Source organism: Anabaena sp. CS-542/02 (genome assembly GCF_028331085.1).
Classification (GTDB): domain Bacteria; phylum Cyanobacteriota; class Cyanobacteriia; order Cyanobacteriales; family Nostocaceae; genus Anabaenopsis; species Anabaenopsis arnoldii.
On record NZ_JAQMTM010000072.1, the window covers coordinates 39,140 to 57,115 of the forward strand.

Genomic DNA, 17,976 nt, shown 5'->3' on the forward strand with positions numbered 1-17,976 from the left:
TTCTTGGATGCCCGGAGGACTTTTGTCACTTCCCAGACCAAACATCCTCTTAGCGCAGTTGACCAGAGCGATCGCACATAATATAAAACCTTTCAATTGGTAAAGCACACTGATACAAGTAAACGCTTCCTCTGTTGCTCACCTATTTTTCCAACGCTTGTTGTAGCGCCAATTGAGACGAATTAGACGGCTGGGGATACTGTACATAGGTACTGTCAGAGTTTGAGACTCCACTAGCCACAACCCCGATGAGGTTTAACTTACTCAACATGCTTGTAGCTTGGGCTATTTGGCTGCGAGTTACTTTACTCATACTTGCTGCCAGTACCACACTACGACAAGATGAAGCTGTCAGCATGGCATCCACCAAACCGAGAACTGGCGGAGCATCTATGAGAACCAAATCATAATTTTCCTCAAATTCCCCTATTAATTCTTTCATGCGTGGTGAACTCAGAAGATTTGCGGGGTCAATAGGTATAGGCCCGGCTGTTAAAATATCAATGTAAGCGGAATCTAAAGTAGGAATACCATTACGGTTGGGAATAGCCGCATGACTAGCCAAGAGGGTAGATAGTCCTTGCTCATTGGGAAGATTCAGCTGTTCGTGGAGACTAGGATCTCTTAAATTAGCATCAATCAGTAGTACCCGTTTGTGTAAACGAGCCGCACTCATAGCTAAACCCAACGCCAAAGCTGACTTACTCTCATCTGGTAAAGGCGAGGTAACCATCAGAGACTTCAAGTTGGGAACGGAATTTAAAAGTTCAATATTTTTCAAAATTAAATCCAGCGATTCCCAGCGCGGTGCCGATTGCAACACCTGAATAGTCCAGGGGGCAAGAACTTCTGGTTTCCCAAAAGGTAACTTAATAATTGATTCTCTGCTTTTGGTAGTTGGTAGTTTGGGAGTAGTTCCCAACAAAGGTAAGGAAACCTGTTTTTCCAGTTCAGCAGTGGTATGAACAGCATCATCAGATGCTTCTCGAATAAAAGTAGTCATACCTCCCAACATCAAGCCAACCACTGCACCCAACAACAGATTCTGCTGGAGATGGGGCCCCATATAAATACCTAACTGCGGTTCTTCCACAACTTCCCAGTTAAAGCCCCCTTTGGCAAGTTCTTGGCGCAATTTCTGTTCTGCTCGCAATAGCTCCTCTAACCTTTCACGGCTAAATTGTAGCTGTGGCATAATCCGATTGTAATAAGCCAACAAAGGCGGAAAGCGTTTGATTTCAAAACGCAATTCATTTTCTTTTTCCGCCAAGGTTTGATCGCGGGCGCTTAAAGCAACTATAGTTGTTTGGGTCTCCACTAGCTGAGTAGCCAGATTCAGGTCAATTTCGCCAAATTGTCCTTGTTCTAAAAGAGGTACTTGGGAGGAAAATACACCATTAGACTGTACGCCTAAAGTTCTGCTAACCTCTTGTTGCAATAATTGCTTCTGGCTTTCAAGTTGTTCTTGAAGCTTTTGTACACCGGGAGTTGCATCGGTAAAGCGCAACCGCTCTTGAGCTAGTGCTAGTTCGGTTTTTTGAATTTCGTTGAGTAAGCCTTGGTAACGGGTAGACTGACTCAGACGAGAAGCAACCAGAGCATTTTGTGGAGAACGCCTGAGTTGTTCTTGCAAAGTTTTTTGGCGTGCTATGGCCTCTTGATACTGAGAACGGGTAGTACGACGCTCTTGTTGAATAGCATTTAAAGAGTCTTCTAGGGTTTTAGCTTGTGACTCAGGATCGATTAAATTTTGGTTTCTGCGGAATCTTTGTAGATTAGTCTCCGAGGCGTTCACTTCCTCGCTGGCTTTATTTAACTGTTCCCGAATAACTTGTAAACCTTTTTGTAACCGCGCATCCTGTTGCTGTTTATTATATTCCACATAAACTTGCCTAATTGCCGCCAGAACTTTTTGTGTCTGTTCGGGATCGTTGGCACTATACTCTACTTGGAAAATTTTTGTAGCTGAATCATCTTCTTTATTTCTGATTTGATGAAGAACTAAAGATTCTTTAATTTCGTTGACATTGATATGAGGATAGTCAGATTTAAGTTTTTCAACTGCTTGTTGAATCAGTCCTGAACTTTGCATGAGATTCAGCTGGGTTGCTGTATCTATCTTAATGTCAGGCTCGATAAATTGACTGTCTATTCCGGCATCTTCTCGCCTACCTTGATAATTAGGTTCTACAAGCAGCTGCATGGAGCTTTTATAGGTAGGTTTTGTCCTTGAAGTTACTACAGTCGCCATGGCAATTGAAGTCAGAAATACTGCTAAAAACCAAGGAAACCTCCGAATTAATATCTTAAATAGCTGTCCGTAACTTGGTTCTATACCAGAGTTACTAATGTGATTTATACCGGGACTTAGACTAGGTTGATTCATGTTTATTATCCTGAACTGCGATACGCTATACGTAGCTTAAATCCCCTTAAGGATATAGTGATACTAATTTTAAATTCTCCCTGATTCTAAGCTTTCAGGCTAACTATGACAAGATATTTTATGGTGGTAACATAAGCTTTACCTAATCTTTAATTTAGAAAATATAACTCCCTTTTAATTTCTAGATGTCTCAGTTTTTGTTGCTGTTTGATCATCTGTATACAATGGATCAGAAATTATAAATTCACACTGCAAGTTTGTTCAATAAGCTGCTCAACCTTTTTAAAAAATACTGGTTCCGAAAAATTATTCACTGCATGCTTACGAATACTTTCATAATCCCAAATGATTCGTCCGGACTCTAGTAATGCAGATTGTATGGACTCGGGTGTTTGTCTCTTAAACAATACCCCTGTTTTGCCGTGTATCTGTGTATCTAAAACTCCACCTGCCCCGTAGGCAATCACTGGTGTCCCACTAGCATTTGCCTCAACTGGAACTAATCCATAATCTTCTAAAGCCGCAACTATTACAGACTTGGCCTTAGAAAATAATTCTTTCCGTTGAGAATCACTGACGTGTCCTAAAAATTTAATATTATCTAAAGCTTTGGCTTTTAGACGTTCTTGTTCAGGTCCATCGCCTGAAATTAATAATTGCCAACCTAGCCAATTAAATGCTTCGATGATTATATCTAGCCGCTTATAGCTGATCATCCTCGCCGACGCCAAATAATATTCATCTTTTGTATCTGAAAACAGGAAATTATTTGTATCAATGGGATAGTTAATGGCAATTGCTGGTTTGTTATAAATTTTTTCAATACGACGGGCAACTATACTAGAGTTAGCAATGTAAAGATCAGGTTCCTGAGCATATTTCAAGTCCAGATTTCTCATTAGTTGAAAAATTTGCTCAATTAATGGCGCAAAATATCGGTAGTCCCCATATTCCCTTAAATAAGTTTCCGTATCCCACAGGAAACGGGTAACATTATGACAAAAACAAATATGTTTTGCATCTGGACGTTTGCGTACTGCTTTGGCAAAGCTCGTACTGCTACTAATAATCAAATCATAATCTTGTAAATCCAAGGCGCGAAAGGCGGGAAAATACAAAGGAGCCATCAGTCTAAAATACTTGACTGCGCCGGGAATTTTTTGCAAAAAAGTAGTTTGGACTATACGCTCACCCATATCAATAGTTTTTTGCGGATTGTACAAAGAGGTAAAAACATCCGCTTCGGGATAGCGCTTACAAAGTAACTCAAATACACGCTCTGCCCCGCCGCGCTGGGTTAAGTAATCATGAACTAGAGCAATTTTCATAGTTGTGTCTAAATTTATTCTTAAGTGTGTTGTAAAAGTTTCTAGCTAGTTGCTCTTAATAACTTGAGTGTTGAGAATTATCAATACCCATTCTTATATCTTTCACCTCTACATACAAATCTAGACAAGGTGAAAAGGTCTGCCCTCATGATCAATGTTGCTTGGACTACAGTCCTCACTACAAACTGAGTTTATGTGTTTATGGAAGATTCCCTCAAACATCCTCTGAGCTTTTGAGGGATTTTCTTCACTGCACTGATACACAAGGTACTGTTGTTACCCAACCATTGCGAGAACTTTTTCTGATGCAAAATGAGCGTTTTGTTCGGCGCGCAGTTGGTCGCAAAGTCTACCTTGAGGTAAGTCTACATCATCATAGGTGAGGACTTGATCCTGGCAAATGTCTCGTTTGAGGCGACATCCTTCGGCTAAACCGATGGGTAGCAATTTCTGCTCTTGAACAATGGCAGAATTCTCACATTGGCCGTAGGTCATATAGTAGCCGATACCATCTAAGGTTTCGCCAGCTTTGAGGTTAATTTTGGCAGTGGTGATCACATCAACCACTGGGCCGGCCAGGGGAGATAAGACAGTATCCTGGAACAGGACAGCACGCGCTACAGACAATGGAACTTCAAAATGGCAGAGGTGATAGGGAGTGTAGAAGCTATATAAAGGACCCTCACCTAATTTGTACAAATCTAGATAGTGCCGTTGTTTGGGGTCTTCGTGAGTAGCAAATACAAACACGCCAGGGCTGGGTTGAGCGCCAACTACATAATCAACAATACCACCAAGTTCTTTTAGTTGTTCAACATCGTACATTTTGGTCATTTGATCTACATGACCGCTGAAGTTGTAACCTAGCATTCCGCGTTGGGCTACTTTCATTCCTGTGGCGTTGGCAACGATGGCTTGCTCGAAGGATATTTTGGTTCCATCGGCAAAGCTGGTCACCATGTGGGCTTTTTGACCCCAACGTTTAGCAAATCCTTCTTGGGTTGTGGGATTGCGATAGGGGTCTTGAAGTCCTTTAATATTACCGCACAATAACGGAGTCAGACCAATACTTTTGACAAATCGGTAGAGATTCATCTCTACCCCTGGTTGATCACCATCACAGGCGCTGAGAATGACTCCGGCTTTGTCGGCGTAAACCTTCAGGATGGGGCCGATGGTAGCGTCAAGTTCGGCGTTCATCATAATCACATGTTTACGATGGGCGATCGCTTCCATCACAATGTGAGCACCAAATTCGACTGCGCCAGTAACTTCGATGATGGCATCAATTCCCTCAGCTTGGCAGAGTAATTCAGCATCTTCGGTAACTGCATATTTATGCTGTGCGATCGCCGCTTCTAATTCAGTTACACTGGTAACAACTTCAATATTTTCTCGTCCTGCTTCTGTATAAGCTCTTTTGGCTGCATGAACCTGACGGCTAAAAACCGCCACCAACTCCATTCCGGGAACTGAATTAATAATTTGATTCGCAATCCCCCGACCCATAAAACCAGCACCAATCATTCCCACTTTCACTGGATTTCCAGCTGCGCCGCGGGCTTCTAAGGCACGATCAATAATAATCATTAGTTCAACTCCTCTGTGTTAAATAGAACTATTTATGTAGTCCAGTGATCTATCCCATGAAACTTCCTAGGTCAAACCATTTGAAATTAATGCCCTTAATCATTCTTCGGTTGTGTTCCTTGGATCCTTCATGGTTCATTCCTTCACCACTTATAATGCATGGCACAACTAGGCACTACCAACAGGAATCATTTCTAGTAATGTCCAATTTAAATCCTTCTCGGAAATGTGAGTAACTTCTAAAGGCCATTCAATATTAAAAAATGGGTCATTATAGCGTAACCCCCGTTCATAACCTGGTGTATAAAACTCACCCACTTGATAGATAACTTCAGCCTCATCTGTGAGAGTTTGATAACCGTGAGCAAACATTTCTGGTACGTACAAAGCCCGGTGATTTTCGGCGCTTAATTCCACGCCTATATGTGATAAGAAAGTCGGCGATTCAGGACGCATATCAATAATTACGTCATAGATTACCCCTTGAGTACAACGCACTAATTTGGTTTCCGCAGCTGGGGAAACTTGATAATGCATTCCTCTGACAGTTCCTTTTTTATGGTTAAAAGATATATTACATTGGGCAACGGTAGGTTTTAAACCATGTGCCATAAATTCCTGAGCGCAGAAACCACGGGCGAAAAATCCGCGATGATCCGGCTTTTTTTCAACATCAACAATGAATGCGTCTTTGAGTGCAGTTGGGGTAAAATTCATAGAATTTATCTTGATAAGTCCTTGGGAAAAAGTTAGCACTATCTCGGAATTGGTGGTTTAATTGCTCACATTTACCCTATATTAAACTCCCAACAGAGAAAATTTTCGTTGCTGAAAATCTGCAAGTTGCATAAACTGCTGAATCTGAGATTGGCTTTTTTGCTGCATATCATTATCTTGTTGCCAGGCTTTAGTCCAATCCACAATCCAAGCTAAAGCTGTTGGTAAATCTAATTGTGGTTCCCAATTAATTTGAGTCCGGGCTTTAGAACAATCCAAGGTTAAAAAATTAGCCTCATGGGGTTGAACTCCACCATCCTGAATCCAATGAGCATCGTCACCCCAAAACTGCTGTAACTGATTAACTACCCAAGCTACAGTTTTCACTCCTGATTCATTTGGTCCAAAATTCCAGCCCCCACAATATACTGAACCGTGAGTAAATAGTTTTTCAGCTAGCATTAAATAACCGTTAAGGGGTTCCAGAACGTGTTGCCAAGGGCGCACTGCTTGGGGGTTTCTAATGACAACTTCTTTCCCGGAAAGCCAAGCATTGAGAATATCGGGAACTAGCCGATCCTTAGCCCAATCTCCTCCACCAATGACATTTCCGGCTCGCACGCTGGCGATCGCTACCCCATGTTGGGTGTAATCAGCGGGATTAAAGAACGATTGACGATAAGCTGTAGTGACTAATTCGGCACATCCTTTACTGCTGCTGTAAGGGTCATATCCCCCCATAGGATCTGTTTCCCGGTAACCCCAAACCCATTCCCGATTTTCATAACACTTATCAGAGGTGACTGAAACTACTGCTCTGACACTGGGCACATTCCTGACTGCTTCCAATACATTGACTGTTCCCATAATATTCACCGCATAGGTGTCTACTGGGTTGTAGTAAGATTCCCGCACCAAAGCCTGAGCTGCCATATGGATGACAATATCTGGCTGGTAGGTTTGCATAACTTGCTGGAGAAAATCTAAATTTCTGATGTCTCCTACCACCGATGTCATTCCATCAGCAACATTAGCTAACTCAAACAGATTCAAGGTTGTGGGCGGAGTTAAAGCATAACCACAGACCTGAGCCCCTAACATTTGTAACCACAGAGACAACCAACTACCTTTAAAGCCTGTATGTCCCGTGACAAAAACTTTTTTTCCCGCCCAAAAATTTGATTCCATTGGATAAATTCTCCTCATACAATACTGCGTAAATAAACCACCTAATTACCACACTTTCCACGGAGCTTCACCACTTTTCCATAGCTCCTCTAGGTGGTTTTTATCGCGTAATGTATCCATGGGTTGCCAAAAACCATGGTGTTTAAAAGCAGAAAGCTGATTCATCTGTGCGAGTTTTTCTAATGGTTCTTTCTCCCAAACCGTAGAGTCATCAGCAATCAAGTTAATTACTTCTGGTTCTAAAACAAAGTAACCGCCATTAATCCATGCGCCATCACCTTCAGGTTTTTCCTGAAAGCTGTTGATTTTAGTTTGCTCTTGTCCTAAGGAAATAGCACCAAAGCGTCCTGCGGGTTGAACTGCGCTGAGTGTCGCTAGGCTTTTTTGTTCTTGATGAAACTTAATTAACTCTGTGATATTTATGTTACAGACACCATCACCATAGGTAAAGCAAAATGTACTGTTACCAACATGCTCGCTAATCCGTTTTAATCGTCCACCGGTCATGGTGTAATCCCCCGTATTAACTAAGGTGACGCGCCAGGGTTCAGCATAACCAGAATGTACATTCATTTGGTTAAATCGCATATCGAAGGTAACATCTGACATATGTAAAAAGTAATTAGCAAAATACTCTTTAATGATGTAACCTTTGTAGCCACAACAAATAATAAAGTCATTAATACCGTGGGCGGAGTAAATCTTCATAATGTGCCAAAGAATTGGTTTACCACCAATTTCCACCATTGGCTTCGGTCTGATACTAGTTTCTTCACTGAGGCGTGTACCCAGTCCTCCAGCCAGAATTACCGCTTTCATATAATTACCTTGTTGAGGATTTTATCGATTGTTGAGTTTTCAACTTTTCAGGATAAAGAAGATGCACGCGTTTTGATGAGAAAAATTTGCTGGGATAATGTCTTTATTTCTGTACATAATATAACTATTATTTTTAGCAAATTAATAAAGATTCTATGAATAATTTTCTTGAGTATATAAAAAAATAAATAATTTATCATGGATATTGCATTAATTAAATATGCTAAACATGACAAGTTAAACGTTGTCATGTTTATGTCGTCGATATAATAAAAATATTTAGTAATAAAATAGTTATAGTTATTGATTGAATACTATAACTGCTAAGTTACAGGTGTAATTACCACATAGCAGAATTTTTTAATAAAGCAGTACATTGGCTTTCTATAATTACACAAATACTGCTCATGGCTTGCTGATAGCTGTGTGTATCCTCTTGTTCCAAGGATAGTTTGGCAGCGGTTTGTAAGTCTTCAATAGCCTTGAGGTTATTTCGATCAGAGTCTTGCCCAGCATACTGTGTAAGTTCATAGCGAATCATCCCTCGTTTGAGATAGACTTTCGCCAAGTTACCATTGATTTTTAGTGCTTGGTTAAAGTCAGCGATTACCTGTTGATATTCTGGAATAAAGTTTGTGCTAAATTGTGCCATTCTATAGCGGATTTCACCGCGATGAAAATAAGCTTCTGCTTTGGATGCATTCAGTCGAATCGCCTGGGTAAAATCAAGAATCGCTTTTTGATAATCTTGCACAGAGTGACCGCTATATCTGGCCATTTCCGAACGGACAATACCCCTTTTAATATAGGCTTCTGTTTCTTGATCGTTGAGCGATAAGGCTTGACTAAAATCAGCGATCGCTAGGTTATATTCGCGATCAGGATCGTGGCTATATTCAGCCAGCATATAACGAACATTGCCTCGGTGGATAAAAGCTTTAACTTCTTGAGGGTTAATCTGCAAAGCTTGATTATAGTCTGCCAGAGCGCCTTCATAATCCCTCAATTCATAGCGGGCATTACCTCTGTGAACATAAGCACTAGCATTTGTTGCTGTCTGTTCTATAGCTTGGCTAAAGTGTTGTACTGCTTTGTGATAATCTTTTGCTTGGTAAGCAGCATGACCCTGTTGATAGTAATCGGCGAAAGTCAGAGTATCTGGCTGGGGTTGAGGACGAGTTATCAAAGTTTGTTGAGTGTAGGCATTTTGAGAAACATAAGGACGAGTAAATTTAATTGCTACGTCTAAATACCCCAACACACCAAAACCCACTAAACACAAAATAGCGGGATAAAACTTTGTGTTTTTTTGACGTTGATAAACAGAATACTTAGGTAACTGCCAATGATTTATTTGGGATTGCGGCCTGACTGGTTGTGGAGAACGTGGACGCTGGGCGTAACGCCTTTTAGGTACAAATCGCGGGCGCAGATGTTCGCGATTTTCTACTGCTCTAGGTGATGGAAATGGATCACGTCCACCTAAGCGCAAAGCACGTTTACACCAGGGACAACTATCTAAATGGTGATTATAGCGATGCTGGGGATTAGCAGTACAAGTAATCAGGCTATCTTCTGCTTCAGCTAAAACTGATAACCAAGTTTGGGCGTTGGGGCGCAGATGTGGGTGATCGTGACCATCTTCAAAACAACGTAAAAACAATTCTTGCAACTTGGGATGCAGCATTTCCCAAGCGGGTGCGATGGGGGTGGGGAGATAAGGTACTTGACGCTTTTGACTATAAGTGAAATGTCCCGCAGCAATCCGGGCTTCGTAGGGTGGTGGCTCAGAAACACCTTGAAAGATTCCCGAAAAGGGGTGAGTACCTTCCATTAAAAGTTGAAAAATCAACACCGCCAGCCCAAAGGAATCATGGGTCACTTTGCGATCGTGTTGAGCAAAAATTTTATTCTGTAGTTCTGGTGGGGTAAACTCTGGTTTACCTACAGGACAGCGATAAACAACATTCTGATCAGGATCGTACACTTGGAACGAGTCAGTATCAACCAAGGTCACCAGTGCTGTATCGCTAACGAGAATATTTGACTCATTGACGTCACCAACGCAATATCCACTATTATGCAAAGCTGCAAAAGCCGCTGCCAAATTACGAGCAGTGCGTAGCAGATACTGATAATTGAATAAGGGACAGTGGTCGCGACGAGTTCTGGGATTGTAAAAGTCGATAATGGGGCGCATCCCACGAATGCGAGGCATCAAAAAGCCGATGATGCCATTGTCTTGGTCTTTTGACCGTAATAAATCCAGCGGCCAAGCAATGGAAATATGCCCCAAGCTAGCTGTAGGGTTTTCTGGAGGGTTGGCCAGCATCGCCTGGAGTTTGTTGGCGTGAGCAACTGTTGGTTTGTGATAAACTTTAGCGACTAAATCACCACAGGAGGGCACTGTATAGATACAAGCTTCACCGCCACGCCCCAAACTAACGCTGAGGTTGATAATTTCTTGTTTGGGAAAACAACGTAAGACCTGCATGATAAAATTACGATGAATGGGGTTATATAAAATACAAATCTCGCAAAATCACCACAACGTTACTCAGACAAAAGATCATTGAGCACTCCTAAGACCTGCTAAAATCAGGGTCAGGTCATCATCAGTACGTTGGGTAATCCGTTCAGAACCTAAAAACCTCACCAACTGTTCCTTGGCTGTTGTCTGATCTTCGGCATTCTCTACAAAGTCGAATAAGGGAAAAAAGAAGGGTTTATGAGGTTCACCCACAAGCATATTTAAGGCCAGCATTTGTAGTCCATCGGTAAGGACACCAATATTAACTATGTTTTCACGCCATAATCTGATTTGCGCTGTATCTAAGGCATGAGGGGAAGTTAAAAAATTCGTCTCGTTGATGTATTCCCCATGATCAGGTCTTGTCAGTGCCATTAAGTTACCCATGCGATCCTTGGCTACTGCTAAACCATCACCAATTTGTACCACTGCGACCATATCCGGGGTAGCAACCATAATAATTAAGGTAGTTGCTAAATCTTGAGGCTGTTTGCTGCCAGCTCTTGCTGCATCCTCTACCGCTTTTTTGGCTGCTAGTAAGGCTTCATTCAATAGCGATCGCACAATTGCATCATCTGCAAGGGAATCTCTAGTAATTTCTTTGATAGCAAGGGTTTCTATTGCTTTTTCTACAGCTACCATTGCTCCCACTTTTCCCTGGCTGGCAGAACCTGCACCATCAGCAGCAGCAGTGAGCAACACATTACCTGGTAGTAGCTGCCAGTGGTGAGCATCTTGACACAGCTGCTTATTTCTGATGTGGCTTGTACCGCATACAGATGCGGCCACTACTTGCCAATGAGATATCTGTTTCAATGTTGTATTCATAGATTTTTTTTCAGGCATAGCTCGTGTGAATGTAAGCCACGATACCTACGGTAAGCGACGCTAACCCGATTAAAGAGTACCCCAGCCAATGGGTGGTAGTGCTACCTGTTCATCTATCTGAGAATGGGAAACTGCGGACATACTGGCTGACAACCAAACAAACATCTCAATAAAGTTAAGTCCTTTGAGTTTGAGTGGGGTTCGCACTGCTAATTGATTTAAGCGCATCATGTTAGCGTTTTCTACACCTACTGTGAAGAATGCAACTCGTTTATTAGCTTCATCTACTTGTAGGCGTTGCGCTGCTTGCTCTATGAGATGGTCTAATTCACCCTGTGGTTCTCCATCTGTAATCATGAACACCCAAGGACGATAATAAGCAATGCCATTGGCACGATATAAAGATTTACGCTCTTCCACCATGTCCAATGCTTTATGAATTCCTGCCCCCATAGTCGTTAGTCCCTGGGCTGTCAAAATGGGCGGGTTAAATTCATCGGCTGTGACAAAATCCTGGACTATATTCACATTAGTATCAAAAGTGATGATCGCCACTTCAACCCTTCTGGATGCTAAGGAATTTTTCACTAATTCATCCTTCAAACTCAGCAAGCCCTGATTTAAAGCTTCTATAGGATCTCCTTGCATTGATCCTGATGTATCTAGCAATAGCACACAAGGACAACGTGGTTCAGGATTTTCAGCAAATTCGACTATTTCATCGAGTTGTAAGCTTTCATGCATAACGGTTTTTGTTATGTTGTACGTCACTGCTTTATTTTCCTTTTTTCAAAGTATATACCTCAGTTTCCGGAGGCTATAAGACTAAACATAAATGTTTAGCCCTAATTAGTGCAATCTTTATGAAACAGATAGTTTTGACAAAGTTATCTACATATATTATTTTTTGATGAAGATACTGCTAATTATTCTGCGTATACATGGTTGTTTTGTGAATTTAATTCCTTTCTGTCACTGTACAAAATACGGTTCATTACATATTCATTTAGAACATAATATTATATACAAAGTCATTTTTTATATCGACAACATCATGATTTTGAGCATATTTTTGACTAGTAAGAGCATAGTAATTGATAGTACAACTCAGTTATTCCATCTTATTTAACAGGATATAATACCAAATATATCAATTATATTTAGTATTATATCATCGGTGTATGTATACAGCAAATACATAATACTTTCTTGAGATAAATATTAAATTTTAACAAAGTAAGCATAATGAGATTCCTATTTTCAAGTTATTTAAAACACTCCGAAATATGATTAATTTTGATAATTTTAGAAGACTACATCCTCATGGTTTATGAAGATACTGATGTGCATCAGATTTACCCTTTGACCAATGACCGATAAATGTGGATAAATTTTCATTCTCTGCTAGATACAAGTTAGATAGGCATTAAAAATTATCCTGACCACAAGGGAATACAGAAGAGGTTTTCTGGCTACTTTACCTTTCCTGAAATAGTTTCGTTTTGTTCAAGTGATTATACTTAGAATATAACTGCTACAAATTTAGTACACAGAACCCTACATAAGAGTAAAAATAAAATCTCATCCTACGCATAAATTCCTGTAGAGAGGTAATGCTAGGATATTCCCGCTCCTGTTACCTAAAATATTCAGGATAAGGGATTAACAATAATAAATAACATAAGTCCTACTTGTAAAAGTGTAACGGCTGCTACTATAACCATACAAAAAGTTAATAAAATTTTCTGTTTACCCAGATGCGCAACATTTGTAGTAAATAGAGCATATTTCGCTAAATAATGGCTGGATATACCGCAAAATTTATCATATTACATTAAGATTAACACTCAGATATAATAGCATTTCCCATGCTCGTGAGGTACAAATTTTTTTAGTTTGAGGGAACAGGTAACAGGGAACAGGGAACAGGGAACAGGGAATAGGGAATTGGGAATTGGTGTGTACTTCATGAGCCTGAAAAAGGCTTTAATAGCTACATAAAAACTGCCGTAAATCAACCGGAAATAAAATATAGATGATTAATTATTCTTCTGCTGGTAAAATTTCATCAATTGTTGGTTCCATGCTGCTATTTTGAGTTACTTTCTTAGGATCATTATCTGAGAGAGAAGATGGCGAAATGATTACTAACTCACTTTCTTGTCCGAGACTATTTCCCCATTCATCTAGAACATCTTTAATCAATACTTCTTGCAACCAAATCTTAGCAACTACGGTCAAAGGTAAGGCTAAAAATAATCCTAAAAAACCAAAGAAAGTAACGAAAAATAGTTGGGAAATTAATGTCACAGCAGGTAGTAGGGAAACGCGATGTGCCATGACAGTGGGAGTCACAAAGTTGGCATCAATCTGTTGAATCACAAAATAGAGAAGCAACACTAGCAGAGGTTTCCAGGGAGTATCTAACAAGGCGATCGCCATTGCTGGTATTAGACTCAATGTAGGACCTAAATTAGGAATTAAATTGAGAAATCCTGCTAAAACTCCCAAAGCTAGAGCGGCTTTCACCCCCAAAACATATAAGCCAATCACACTTGATATTCCCACCACACTCATAGCAATAAAAGCACCTGTTATCCATCCCTCCAATGAAAGTTCACATTGGTCCAAAATCCCATCTATTCTTGAGCGATAAAATGAAGGGAATAGGCGAATAAATAATCGGCGATAGGCTTGAGGTTCGGCTAATAACATCCCCGTTAGTACTAGGAGTAATAACATCTTAACTAGGACTTCTAGGGAGCCAGAAACAAAAGCAAAAGAGTTACCCAATACCTGATTGAGAAAGGGTTGTGCTTGTGCAATCAGGTGACTGAGATTAGGGAGGTAGGGAACCAGTGGAGTGGGAACGAGGGTTTCTAGTTCCTTTAGCCAACTATTAAAAAGAGCAAAACCTTGAGGAACCCGATAAGTGAGTTCTTGAAACTGCTGCACAAAAGGGGGAACAATCAGCCAGAAAAAACATACTACACCGGCCAAGAAAATACACACCGATAGGAGAACAGCGAAGCCACGTTTCAAGCCTAAGCTTTGAAGACGTTTGGCTAGCCGATTTAAGGTAGTAGCCAAAACCACTGCAGCAAATATCAGCAACAGCACTTGCCGAATTTGCCATAAGATATACAAACAAAGAACTATAGCGATTAAGCCAATCCATTGCCCAAGGTTCACAGGCCTGCCCCAGATGTATCATTGTTACCTTAGCTGATTTTACCAATTTCTACTAATTTTGTTTCAGTACTGACTGGAATCTCCAAAATAAAGCGATCGCGAGCATTACATTCGGTAACAGAACTATAATCAGGGCATTGGCATTTGTTGCGGCTATGGATAAATGCGGTCCCGCGTATTTAATCAATAGGGACAGCAAACCGGAAAGTACCAGCAATTTAGCTACAAATCCTAAATTATTTTTCATAATAGTACGGCAATACACATTTCTCTGTGGGGTATACCCGATATTAGGTGACTGGGTTTAGTTTCTAGAATAAACCTATATAGACACAAATCTTGAGATCAATACTGCCAAAATTGTTGCTGTGTGAAATTTTTTGTTGCTAATAGTAGACCCCGCATTAAGTCGTCCAGGTCGATTTGACCGTCAAGTTGTGGTTGACCGTGCTGATAAAAGTGGTCGTGAAGCTATTCTGAATGTCCATGCGAGAAATGTGAAATTAGCTGATGATGTTGATTTATCAACTATTGCGGGTCGAAATCCTGGTTTTGCAGGAGCAGATTTAGCTAACCTAGTCAATGAAGCTGCAATGTTAGCCACCCGACAAAATCGCCCAGCAGTATTAATGGCAGATTTTAATGAAGCTATTGAGCGCAAGGTTTCCACTGGTGCTGCTGATGATATCCAGAAAGCTACTGATTTGGCAGAACGAGCTATTACTATGTATGGGATGAGCGAGAAGTTGGGTACTGTGGCTTTTGAGAAGATTCAACAGCAGTTCCTGGAAGGTTACCCTAATCCCCGCCGTAGTATTAGTCCCAAGGTGGCTGAGGAAATTGACCGGGAAGTGAAGCTGACTCTAGATAATGCTCATCACATCGCTTTGAGTATTTTGCATTATAACCGCAAGTTGCTAGAGGAGACTGCACAGGCATTATTGGACAAGGAAATTCTGGAAGGTCTTCAATTGCGTGAGTTCCTTAACCAAGTTCAAGCACCAGATGAATTGGATGAGTGGTTACGAACCGGTAAGTTATTGGCAGACAGACCATTGATGCAATCACTTCTGGTTTAATGATTTTAGCGTGAATTGTTTAGCGATCGCTCTAGAAATAGGGCGATCGCTTTCTTCATACTGTTGCTGACCAGGCGAGAAATTATCTCACTTCACCAAAGGCATGTTCTACGTCTGCCATATTGCCATATTCCCTTTCTGCCATTTGTTGGAGGATGTTGATTATTTCTTGACTGGCGTTTTTCTGTCTGGCATGGTTGACTAAATCCTGTTTATTGGCTGGAAAATCTATGCCGCTGAGACTTCTAGAAATATCAACTGCAGATACTGCCATAACTTCACCTCTGTTAGTGGGTTGTATCTAGGCTATTGGCTATGGCTATCTGTCATTCTCTACCTAGGGTTGTATCTTAAGTATGAAATTCGTTGTGATTGCATATACATCTAAATTTGATTCATCAACCCATCAAATGCCTCTCCAATCAGCTTCTCTGCCAAATTTTAATTGTTTGATCAAAACTCCCAGAAACTAACATCTCACCCGAATCTGTGAAGGCTAAGGCTGTAACTGTATGGCTATGACCATTAAAAGTAGCTAGCAATTCGCCTGTTTCTCGATGCCACAATTTGATGCTTTGATCTGCACTACCACTGGCGATAATTTGTCCATCAGGACTCAGGGCTACAGCATACACTTTATCTCTATGACCCTTGAGGGTACGAATTAATTTCCCTGTTTCCAATTGCCAAATTTTAATTGTTTGATCCCAACTCCCACTGACTAGTAGTTTACCATCGGCACTGATAGTCATGGCAGAGACGATGTGAGAATGACCGGTGAGACTGTATAGGGGTGGTGAATCTTTGAGAGTTTTCCACCCGCTGGGTTGTGAAGTCCGCCAAACTTTGATTTTGCGGTAGCTACCTGTAGCCAATATTTGCCCATCTTGACTAAAAACTAGGGAATGAGCAGCTGTATCATCTAAAGATAAGGCGATCGCTACCTGACGTTGGGTCAAATCCCAAAATAAGACTTTTCTATCATCCCCAGCCGTTGCTAACATCAGTCCATCTGGTGTAAATGCAACGCACCGCACCATAGCATTATGCTTGTGCAGAATATCGATTAAATCTAATGCGCCTACGTGCCAAATCTTCACCGTGGAATCAGCACCACCAGTAATTAAAGTTTGTCCATCTGGACTAAAGGCTAGAGAATTTACCATATCTACCTGTCCAGAAACCACCCAAGGATACTCTGATAATGTCTGGATTAATTCACCCTTACTTAAATCCCATAGCTTTGTTTCCCCATAACTACCACTTGCTAATATGGGGGAGGTTGTGCCATTGTTACACCTGGAACTAAAAGCTATACAATTAATTCCTCTAGTGTGGCCTTTCAATGTTTGCCAACATTCCCAATCACCAATTATTGCCTTTTGCGGGTGTTCTGCTGGCAAAGTTTGCACTGTTTCTACTATTATCTGTTGTTCAACTAATGGCTGTGTGGGTTTTTTGATATTTCCTTGGGTAACTAATGATTCTAAATACCAACTCAAACCCCCCGCATACAAGAAATGACCGGGAGTAACATACAGTTTTGGCTCCGGAAATTGAATTTGGCTTGTTGGTAAAAAACCCGCAATGATAGAATGTTTTTGGTAATAATTCATATCAGTAAACGGATGCAATAAACAGAGAAAAACTAATACTTGATAATTCTTTAAATCATCCTGAGTAACTGACCACCTCACTTTATTTTTCTTAATACTATTAACACTTTCTCCATCAGCTGCGTAAACTTGAATACTAACATTAGGATTATTAGCCAACAGGTAAGCAAATTTGCTCTCTCCGCGCAAATTCCCCTCATCATCTAACACCATGTTTTCCAAGGTCTGCTGTGGGATTTTTTTGACTAACTTACCCAGACATTCAGCCATCACTAACCCCACAATTTGCTCTCGCAAAAGATACTCTTGTGCTTGCTTCTGGAAGTATTCGGGAAAAGTCATCCCCCAGTCATCCGGGTCGGGGTATTCCGGTGGTGTTGGTGGTGGATTTTTGGCGATAATTTCCGCTTGCTGACGGGAAAATTCGGTTATCTTCAGCAATTCCTCACAAGAGAATACTATTCTCTCACGGTGAGATGCTTTAACTTGACTTTCCAGCAAGGATAAATCATAAGTTTTAGGTTTTTTCACACGTTGAAGGAAGTCAGCTTGTTGAGCTTTGAGTAAGCTAATCCAATCCATCTGCATTGGGTGTGACACAATAATATTGCATACTTAGGGTAAGCTATACCGACCTAATTACTCAAGAGCAATCTGGAATTTATGAGTTACGATGCTGATCAATTTCTCATGGTCAATGATT

Annotated in this window: 13 protein-coding genes and 1 pseudogene; 1 reads left to right on the forward strand and 13 read right to left on the reverse strand. The window is 40.8% G+C overall.

What is annotated here, in order from left to right:
- Nucleotides 1-142: 142 nt before the first annotated feature.
- From PN447_RS07420 to PN447_RS07470, 11 genes are all read right to left on the reverse strand, one after another.
- Nucleotides 143-2,386 (reverse strand): GumC family protein, encoded by a 2,244-nt coding sequence (locus tag PN447_RS07420; RefSeq protein WP_271762064.1) that lies wholly within the window; start codon nt 2,384-2,386, stop codon nt 143-145.
- Between the two features lie 236 nt (nt 2,387-2,622).
- Complete coding sequence (locus tag PN447_RS07425) at nt 2,623-3,714, reverse strand: glycosyltransferase (RefSeq protein WP_271762065.1); 1,092 nt, start codon at nt 3,712-3,714, stop codon at nt 2,623-2,625.
- 276 nt (nt 3,715-3,990) lie between these two features.
- Entirely contained in the window at nt 3,991-5,304 is a 1,314-nt protein-coding gene (locus PN447_RS07430; RefSeq protein ID WP_271762066.1) for an NAD(P)H-dependent oxidoreductase, read from the reverse strand.
- Between the two features lie 168 nt (nt 5,305-5,472).
- Entirely contained in the window at nt 5,473-6,021 is a 549-nt protein-coding gene (gene rfbC, locus PN447_RS07435; RefSeq protein ID WP_271762067.1) for a dTDP-4-dehydrorhamnose 3,5-epimerase, read from the reverse strand.
- 81 nt (nt 6,022-6,102) lie between these two features.
- Nucleotides 6,103-7,209, reverse strand: coding sequence for a CDP-glucose 4,6-dehydratase (gene rfbG, locus PN447_RS07440; RefSeq protein ID WP_271762068.1), 1,107 nt, complete (start codon nt 7,207-7,209; stop codon nt 6,103-6,105).
- A gap of 45 nt (nt 7,210-7,254) precedes the next feature.
- A complete protein-coding gene (gene rfbF, locus PN447_RS07445; RefSeq protein WP_271731278.1) occupies nt 7,255-8,028 on the reverse strand; it encodes a glucose-1-phosphate cytidylyltransferase in 774 nt (257 codons plus the stop codon).
- A 340-nt stretch (nt 8,029-8,368) separates the two neighbouring features.
- Nucleotides 8,369-10,522, reverse strand: a complete 2,154-nt coding sequence (locus tag PN447_RS07450) for a tetratricopeptide repeat protein (RefSeq protein ID WP_271762069.1) — start codon at nt 10,520-10,522, stop codon at nt 8,369-8,371.
- A 75-nt stretch (nt 10,523-10,597) separates the two neighbouring features.
- Nucleotides 10,598-11,386, reverse strand: a complete 789-nt coding sequence (locus tag PN447_RS07455) for a PP2C family serine/threonine-protein phosphatase (protein ID WP_271762070.1) — start codon at nt 11,384-11,386, stop codon at nt 10,598-10,600.
- Nucleotides 11,387-11,455: 69 nt separating this feature from the next.
- Nucleotides 11,456-12,130, reverse strand: coding sequence for a vWA domain-containing protein (locus PN447_RS07460; protein WP_271762071.1), 675 nt, complete (start codon nt 12,128-12,130; stop codon nt 11,456-11,458).
- A gap of 1,299 nt (nt 12,131-13,429) precedes the next feature.
- Nucleotides 13,430-14,578, reverse strand: a complete 1,149-nt coding sequence (locus PN447_RS07465; RefSeq protein WP_271762072.1) for an AI-2E family transporter — start codon at nt 14,576-14,578, stop codon at nt 13,430-13,432.
- Between the two features lie 52 nt (nt 14,579-14,630).
- Nucleotides 14,631-14,825, reverse strand: coding sequence for a hypothetical protein (locus tag PN447_RS07470; RefSeq protein ID WP_271762073.1), 195 nt, complete (start codon nt 14,823-14,825; stop codon nt 14,631-14,633).
- Nucleotides 14,826-14,967: 142 nt separating this feature from the next.
- Here PN447_RS07470 and PN447_RS07475 point away from each other — a divergent pair.
- Nucleotides 14,968-15,657, forward strand: a pseudogene (locus PN447_RS07475) (hypothetical protein); the annotation flags it as partial.
- Nucleotides 15,658-15,739: 82 nt separating this feature from the next.
- Here the strand turns inward: PN447_RS07475 and PN447_RS07480 are convergent.
- Both PN447_RS07480 and PN447_RS07485 read right to left on the reverse strand, forming a co-directional pair.
- Nucleotides 15,740-15,931, reverse strand: a complete 192-nt coding sequence (locus PN447_RS07480) for a DUF2795 domain-containing protein (protein ID WP_271731457.1) — start codon at nt 15,929-15,931, stop codon at nt 15,740-15,742.
- Between the two features lie 148 nt (nt 15,932-16,079).
- Nucleotides 16,080-17,855: a WD40 repeat domain-containing protein gene (locus PN447_RS07485; protein ID WP_271762074.1), complete on the reverse strand. Its 1,776-nt coding sequence runs from the start codon at nt 17,853-17,855 to the stop codon at nt 16,080-16,082.
- Nucleotides 17,856-17,976 lie beyond the last annotated feature (121 nt).

Coding starts and splice junctions, on each gene's coding strand:
- rfbC (WP_271762067.1), bottom strand. CDS start 6,021: ATGAATTTTACCCCAACTGCACTCAAAGACGCATTCATTGTTGATGTT.
- PN447_RS07420 (WP_271762064.1), bottom strand. CDS start 2,386: ATGAATCAACCTAGTCTAAGTCCCGGTATAAATCACATTAGTAACTCT.
- PN447_RS07425 (WP_271762065.1), bottom strand. CDS start 3,714: ATGAAAATTGCTCTAGTTCATGATTACTTAACCCAGCGCGGCGGGGCA.
- PN447_RS07450 (WP_271762069.1), bottom strand. CDS start 10,522: ATGCAGGTCTTACGTTGTTTTCCCAAACAAGAAATTATCAACCTCAGC.
- PN447_RS07485 (WP_271762074.1), bottom strand. CDS start 17,855: ATGGATTGGATTAGCTTACTCAAAGCTCAACAAGCTGACTTCCTTCAA.
- PN447_RS07430 (WP_271762066.1), bottom strand. CDS start 5,304: ATGATTATTATTGATCGTGCCTTAGAAGCCCGCGGCGCAGCTGGAAAT.
- PN447_RS07470 (WP_271762073.1), bottom strand. CDS start 14,825: ATGAAAAATAATTTAGGATTTGTAGCTAAATTGCTGGTACTTTCCGGT.
- rfbG (WP_271762068.1), bottom strand. CDS start 7,209: ATGGAATCAAATTTTTGGGCGGGAAAAAAAGTTTTTGTCACGGGACAT.
- PN447_RS07455 (WP_271762070.1), bottom strand. CDS start 11,386: ATGAATACAACATTGAAACAGATATCTCATTGGCAAGTAGTGGCCGCA.
- PN447_RS07460 (WP_271762071.1), bottom strand. CDS start 12,130: ATGCATGAAAGCTTACAACTCGATGAAATAGTCGAATTTGCTGAAAAT.
- PN447_RS07480 (WP_271731457.1), bottom strand. CDS start 15,931: ATGGCAGTATCTGCAGTTGATATTTCTAGAAGTCTCAGCGGCATAGAT.
- rfbF (WP_271731278.1), bottom strand. CDS start 8,028: ATGAAAGCGGTAATTCTGGCTGGAGGACTGGGTACACGCCTCAGTGAA.